Raw genomic sequence first — 6,247 nt, 5'->3', positions numbered from 1 at the left:
ATGATGATTTTGGTGGCCTTTCCCATCCTCATGGTGATTGGTGGCATCCTCATTTATATTCTCGTTAAATAGTACCCATGCTCCTTATCCGCCTTCTCGTCACTGCATTGTCACTTCTGATTGTGAGCTATGTGGTACCTGGCTTTGCGGTAAGCGGGGTGTTTAGCGCGGTAGTGGCAGCACTTATCCTTGGCTTGGTAAACCTGCTCATCCGCCCGCTGCTCCTTATCCTTACCCTACCTATCAACGTGGTTTCCCTGGGGCTTTTCACCTTTGTGATTAACGCACTTATGCTGCTCTTGGTGGCCAAAATTGTTAAGGGGTTCGATATTGCCAGCTTTGGCACCGCCATTCTGGCGGCGGTCATCCTCTGGCTGGTGAGCATGGTACTAGATGCCCTTCTGAAGCCGGCGGTTGCCCAGGGCTAAAAAAGAGCTCCCTTCCGGGAGCTTTTTTCTTAGGCTGGCATGTCGGGCAGGCCGTCTGGGTTTGGGGTGCCCATGCTTGGTGGTGCCATGGGCGCCGGCATTTCAGGTGCAGGTTGCGGCTGGGATTGGCCTGGTACGCCCTGCATGGCGGGGTTTGGTGTGTTGACCAAAGGGGCAGCAGGGGCAGCGTCAGCATCGGCACCAAAGCCGGCAAGGTTAGGCGTTGGGGTGGCAGGGCTCACGGTCTTGCCGGAAAGCTCTTCCAATTGCTCAATCTTAAGGATGGCTACGGCTGGGCGGCCGTTGCGGGTTACTACCAAAATCTTGCCTTCTTCATCGGCCTTGCGCAGGATTTCTTCTGCCTTGGAACCGAGTTCATCGTGGGTCAGAATGTTGTCGAGATCTACGTGTAACATGGTGGCAGTTAAGTGGGTGGGTCGCGTTGGTGGTTACAGGATAACCTGCTACAGTAAACCTATGCAACATCAGGTGTATCACGAACAGTTACCGAACGGCATCTCCCTCATCGTGGTCCCGCTGGAAAGTACGGCTACCGTCACCTCTATGGTCTTCATGGGCGTGGGTTCACGGAACGAGTCGGACGACCAGCAGGGCCTAGCTCACTTTACTGAGCACATGGTTTTCAAGGGAGGTCGTACATACAAAACCGCCCAGCAGGTTGCCCAAACCTTGGACGCGGTAGGGGGTGAGTTCAACGCTTTTACCAGCCAAGAGTTCACGGGCTTTTATACCAAGACAGACGCCAGCCACACGGAGCTTGGTTTGGATGTCCTCTCTGACATGGTGCTTCACGCCACCTTCCCGGCAGAAGAGCTGGAGAAGGAAAAAGGCGTGATTGTTGAGGAAATCAACATGTACGAGGACATGCCGATGCGCAAAGTTGGACATGTGCTCATGGACCTCCTTTTTGGCGACACCCCGCTTGGCCGCAAAATCCTTGGCACCAAGGAGAGCGTCACGGCATTTACCCGCGCAGACTTTGAGAAGTACCGGGAGATGTTTTACATGGGCTCCATGTGCACAGTTGCACTGGCGGGTGCCATTACCCCGGAGCGGGCAAAGGAACTGGTCTGGAAGTACTTTAACGAGCTTCCTCAAGGGGAGAGTTACACGCCATCAATGGCTGTTTGGCGCACTGACCAGAAGGTCCTTCTAGATAAGTCAGATTCCGAGCAGACCCACCTTATTATTGTGGCCAAGGCCTTCCCGCACTCGGACCCTCGTCAGCCCACCTTCCGGCTTCTCAATACCATCCTGGGCTCTACCATGAGCTCTCGGTTGTTCGTTTCTGTGCGTGAGCAGCAGGGCCTTTGTTACTACGTCCGTTCAGGTACAGATTCCTACCGGGACGTTGGGTTCCTTTACGCCTCAGCTGGCGTAGACAACAAGCGCTTTCCTCAAGCGGTTGAAGCGATTGTGAAAGAGTTCAAGAAGATGCGGGACGAGGAAGTGTCCCCAGAAGAGCTGGACCGGGCCAAGCAGCACCTGCTCGGCAAGGCAGCCATCACTTTTGAAAGTTCAGATGAAGTGGCGGAGTACTACGGCATCCAAGACCTAGAGGAAAAGAGCCAGGAAACCGTGGCTGAGTATCTGGAAAAGGTCCAGAAAGTAACTGCAGAAGACATCCAGGCGCTTGCCAAGGAAGTTTTCCAAAACGAGCACTTGCGCCTGGCTGCAGTTGGCCCACACGCTAATGCCGCGTCCATCGAGGCACTCCTCACCATTTAATCGAGAAAAACACTATGACAAAGCTTACTTCCAAGTACAAAACGCACCATCTTGCTACGGAGCGCACCTTTGCCATGATCAAGCCGGATGGCGTCATGCGCGGCCTCATGGGCGAGATCATCAAGCGGCTTGAACAGCGCGGCTTGAAAATCACGGCCATGAAAATGGTGCACGCTTCTTTCGAGAAGGCCGATGGCTTTTATCCTAAGGACGAAGAGTGGCTTACCCGCCTCGGGAACAAGGGGATTAAGACCTTTGTGGAATACGGTTTGGACCCAAAGAAAGAGCTTGGTTCAGACAACCCGCTTGAAGTAGGCAAGGCCGTGCGCAAGGCACTCATTGAGTTTGTGACCATGGGTCCCATGATCCCAATGGTAGTAGAAGGCCTGCATGCCGTTTCTGTTGTCCGTAAGATTGTCGGCTCCACCCTTCCGGTCTTTGCAGATCCGGGCACAATCCGTGGCGATTTTGCCCACGACGCGCCAACCTCTGCCAACATTGAGAATCGCAGCATCTTCAACCTCATCCACGCTTCCGAAGTAACCGAAGAGGCGGAGCAAGAGATTGCGCACTGGTTCAGCGAAGACGAGATACTGGACTACGACCGGGCAGACCATGTCATTATGTTTGGTGACAAGCGTCATCAGTAAGTAGTAATTCCATATGGCCGAACCACTGGGTCTCGGCCCACTGTCTCCGTACCCCGAGGCCTGGGTGGTGTTCCTCGGCGTTGGTGCGGCGGCATTAGTAGCAATGGGACTCCTGTACGCGTTGGCACAGCGCCACCGCTTGCTTCCCGCTATCCGTAGCCGTGACGTGCACACAACCCGCAAACCCCGCGTAGGGGGTGTGGCCATGTGGCTCGTTGCAGTGGTGGCCCTGGTAGTTATTGCTACGGGGAATCACTCTGGGTTGCTAACCTTTGCACCGGGTGTGCTCCAGGGTGTGTTTGCAGGGCTCGCAGTAGTCCTACTTTTTGGACTTTTGGATGACCTCTACGGGTTACCAGCTTTTTGGCAGCTCCTAGGCCAAGTAGTGGCTGGGGCCAGCCTGGTTATGGGTGGTCTTCAGATAGAAAGCCTGCGGCTTCCCTTCATAGGAGTCCTCTCCCTTCACCCCGCTTGGTCTGCGGTACTGGTCGTAGCCTGGATTGTAGTGATGATCAACGCGGTGAACCTTTTTGATGGGCTCGATGGCTTGGCGGGCAGTCTTTCCCTTACCGCCGCGGTCATCCTTTTTCTGGTTAGCCTGAAACTTGGCTTTATTGGCGCTGCCACGCTTTGCTTAATCCTGATTGGCATTACCGCAGGATTCTTGCCCTGGAACTGGCATCCCTCCAAGCTCTTTATGGGCACAGTCGGTTCGCAGCTCCTTGGGTTCCTCCTTGCAACAATCGCCGTTATTTCTGGGGCCAAGGTGGCCACCGCGGTTTTGGTGCTGGGTATCCCGCTCTTCGATGCCTTCAGCGTGATTGTGCGCCGCCTGCTGGCCGGGCAGAGCCCGTTTCACGCAGACCAGCGCCACCTGCACCACCGCCTGCTCAAGATTGGCCTGACCCCACCATACGTGGTCTTGGTCACCAATATTATGGCTGTGCTTTTCGGAGTGTTTGCCCTCACTACTCAGCAGGCAAACGAGAAGGCGCTCCTCATCCTATGTCTCATTCTCAGCATGTTCGCCTTCATCGGCCTGACCTATCTCCTTGAGCGGAAATCCGTACGGGGTTAGAATACGGATATATGGACGACACCCAACCTTTCAACCTGCCTACGGACATAGGGACAGAGCCGGCTGCCACTTCTTCACAGGGGGGTGACATTGACCTGAGTTCGGTCACTATTCTGCTCGTAGAAGATGACAAGATTCTGCAAGAACTTTACTATGAGCGCTTTGTCCAAGCGGGCTTTACAGTAGTGCAAGCCTTTGACGGGTTGCAGGCATTGGACAAGCTGGAGACTCATCCCGAGATTAAGCTGGTCCTTCTGGACCTCATGTTGCCCCGCCTTTCCGGGTACGATGTGCTGGCGCACGTAAAACAAGATGCTACCACCCGGAACATCCCGGTCATTATTGTGTCCGCCTTGGCTGATGTGGATGACCAAGCCCGTGGCCTTCAGTTGGGCGCGGCGGAGTACATCACCAAGGGTGAAATGCTGCCGGCTGCAGTAATCGAAAAAATAAAGCAGTACGTACTCTCCGTACCGCGGACCTTGCCAGCAGCAACTCCTTCCAATGATGGCATTCAACGGCCAACGGCCGAGTGAGTCTGTAAGGCTGGTTTCCCACCAGCATCCCGTTGTCCTGCTGCCGGCATTTTTAATAGCTGGCCTCTTACTCCTTATCTCAGTGGGGAGTATGGCTTTTTTCAATAGGGGAATCGTCCTCAGTGTGCTGATCATGGCGGGACCCATATTGGCCATTCTGAAGCTGACACTCAGCCTCTACACCTGGAGGAATACGCTGGTAGTGATTACCTCGGAGCGCGTAGGTTTTTTTCATCAAAAAGGCCTTCTCAAGCGTGAGTTTTACGAATGCCCGTTGGGCGCCATCATGCAGGTTTCTCATCAGGTCTCTGGCTTGTCCCAGACAATCTTTAACTTTGGCACCGTCACGGTAAATACAGGCGATGCGGAATCCAGCATTGCCATCAAGGATGTGCCTAACCCGTTTGATATCCAGCAGGAAATTCAGAACGCACTGGGTAGATAAAAAATTCCCGGGGTTAGCCGGGAATTGGAGGGTCACTCGGTGACCAGATAGTAGCCTTTGGAGAAGCCGCCGCGTTGCGCCAACTTCTTCGCCTGGGCTATTTTTGCTTCATCGAGAGTGGTGTTATAGCGGTGACAGAACTCTTCGACAGTTGCGAGGGCAACATGGGTGCCACGCGTGCAACCTAACTTCTCGCAAAACTCGTAGATTTCCAGCACGTCGCCACACTCTTCCATTGCTTCCTCGCGAGTTGTTGTACGCAAGAGTTCGCCCATTTCTTCCTGGAGCTTTTTGAAGGCTTCAAGGCGAAGGTAGGTTCCCTCTAGGACAATGATGCGAGGCCGCTTTCCAGTGTCTTTTTCAATGATGTCCGGGATGTCGTCCCGGACTAGCTTGCCAGCCGGTAAGGGTCCCACATAAGCACTGTAGACCTCCCTCCTGGAGCAGGCAAGTTACTCCGTGCGAATGCCGTCCGGGCCTACTAGTATGGCCAGCCGGCTATAGAGTGAATCGGCAAGGTTGACCCGCTGGGTCACCTTCATTTCTTGTTCCCCATCCACGGATGGAAGGAGGAGGCTGACCGGCAGCGTGCCAGGATGGCCCTCTAACACGTCCTTGATCTTCTGTAAGAGGCCGCGGTCACCTTGTGGGGGAATTGCCACAAACAAGCGGTCAACGCGCTCCTTGGGCGCGCTAGGGCTGTCAGAAAGCTGGCTGCAACCGTCGGCAAGGATCTTCGTCTCCAGCACCTCGGCATTCATACGGCTTTCCTTGCGGGAAACTTTTCCTTCCACGCAGAGCGCCATGCCTTCCACGACACTTTTTTGGCATGTTGCCCAAGTCTTGGGGAAGAAAACGGCTTCGGTCACGCCGGTCTCGTCTTCCAGCTGCACAAAGGCCATGCTCTTGCTGTCTTTTTTAGTGAGGATGACGCGAAGGCTGGTCACTACACCACAGACACGGATAAGGGCGCCGTCTTCATTGGCAGCTAAGTTGGCAATTTGATGGCGGTCGGTAGGAAGCCCGGACAAGTAGGGGGAGAGGGGGTTGCCGGTAATGTAAATGCCCAACAATTCACGCTCCCAGGCCAGCCGCTGCTTTTGGGAGGTGGGTTCTGCCCTTACTATGGTCAGGTCATATTTGGGCCCATCATCCATACTGCCAAACAGGTCAATCTGGTTAGAGTTCTTGCGCTTTGTAAGGTGGCTAGTGAAGAGCAGCATGTTCTCCACGCTTGCCAGCAGCTCACCGCGCTCGCCAATGGAGTCCAGGGCGCCCGCCATGATCAGGTTTTCAAGTACTTTCTTGTTCACTACCGATGCACAGCGACGGAGAAAGTCTGGCAGGTCTGCGTAAGGGCC

Annotated in this window: 9 protein-coding genes; 6 read left to right on the top strand and 3 right to left on the bottom strand. The window is 54.6% G+C overall.

Annotated features, from left to right (window positions below):
* Window positions 1–77 precede the first annotated feature (77 nt).
* Window positions 78–428 (top strand): phage holin family protein, encoded by a 351-nt coding sequence (locus tag VLA04_02120; protein ID HSI20489.1) that lies wholly within the window; start codon window positions 78–80, stop codon window positions 426–428.
* A gap of 29 nt (window positions 429–457) precedes the next feature.
* Here VLA04_02120 and VLA04_02115 read toward each other — a convergent pair whose 3' ends face one another.
* On the bottom strand, window positions 458–844 hold the full coding sequence (locus VLA04_02115; protein ID HSI20488.1) for a type II toxin-antitoxin system prevent-host-death family antitoxin: 387 nt from the start codon (window positions 842–844) through the stop codon (window positions 458–460).
* A 61-nt stretch (window positions 845–905) separates the two neighbouring features.
* Between VLA04_02115 and VLA04_02110 the strand changes: the two genes are divergently transcribed.
* The 5 genes from VLA04_02110 to VLA04_02090 all read left to right on the top strand — a co-directional run bounded on the left by VLA04_02110 (window position 906) and on the right by VLA04_02090 (window position 4,886).
* Window positions 906–2,177 (top strand): pitrilysin family protein, encoded by a 1,272-nt coding sequence (locus VLA04_02110; protein ID HSI20487.1) that lies wholly within the window; start codon window positions 906–908, stop codon window positions 2,175–2,177.
* 14 nt (window positions 2,178–2,191) lie between these two features.
* Window positions 2,192–2,827: a nucleoside-diphosphate kinase gene (locus VLA04_02105; protein ID HSI20486.1), complete on the top strand. Its 636-nt coding sequence runs from the start codon at window positions 2,192–2,194 to the stop codon at window positions 2,825–2,827.
* A 13-nt stretch (window positions 2,828–2,840) separates the two neighbouring features.
* Window positions 2,841–3,905 carry an MraY family glycosyltransferase gene (locus VLA04_02100; protein HSI20485.1) on the top strand — a complete coding sequence of 355 codons (1,065 nt, stop codon included), beginning with the start codon at window positions 2,841–2,843 and terminating at the stop codon, window positions 3,903–3,905.
* Window positions 3,906–3,916: 11 nt separating this feature from the next.
* A complete protein-coding gene (locus VLA04_02095) occupies window positions 3,917–4,441 on the top strand; it encodes a response regulator (GenBank protein HSI20484.1) in 525 nt (174 codons plus the stop codon).
* Window positions 4,442–4,532: 91 nt separating this feature from the next.
* Window positions 4,533–4,886, top strand: coding sequence for a PH domain-containing protein (locus VLA04_02090; GenBank protein HSI20483.1), 354 nt, complete (start codon window positions 4,533–4,535; stop codon window positions 4,884–4,886).
* A gap of 32 nt (window positions 4,887–4,918) precedes the next feature.
* Here VLA04_02090 and VLA04_02085 read toward each other — a convergent pair whose 3' ends face one another.
* Both VLA04_02085 and VLA04_02080 read right to left on the bottom strand, forming a co-directional pair.
* Window positions 4,919–5,302 carry a nucleoside triphosphate pyrophosphohydrolase gene (locus VLA04_02085; protein ID HSI20482.1) on the bottom strand — a complete coding sequence of 128 codons (384 nt, stop codon included), beginning with the start codon at window positions 5,300–5,302 and terminating at the stop codon, window positions 4,919–4,921.
* A 36-nt stretch (window positions 5,303–5,338) separates the two neighbouring features.
* A partial coding sequence (locus VLA04_02080; GenBank protein ID HSI20481.1) for an OB-fold nucleic acid binding domain-containing protein occupies window positions 5,339–6,247 on the bottom strand: 909 nt, incomplete at its 5' end.

This window comes from Verrucomicrobiia bacterium (assembly GCA_035460805.1).
GTDB lineage: Bacteria > Patescibacteriota > UBA1384 > CAILIB01 > CAILIB01 > DATHWI01.
The sequence above is the reverse complement of the archived record's forward strand: the minus strand, read 5'-3'. Positions and strand labels throughout refer to the sequence as shown.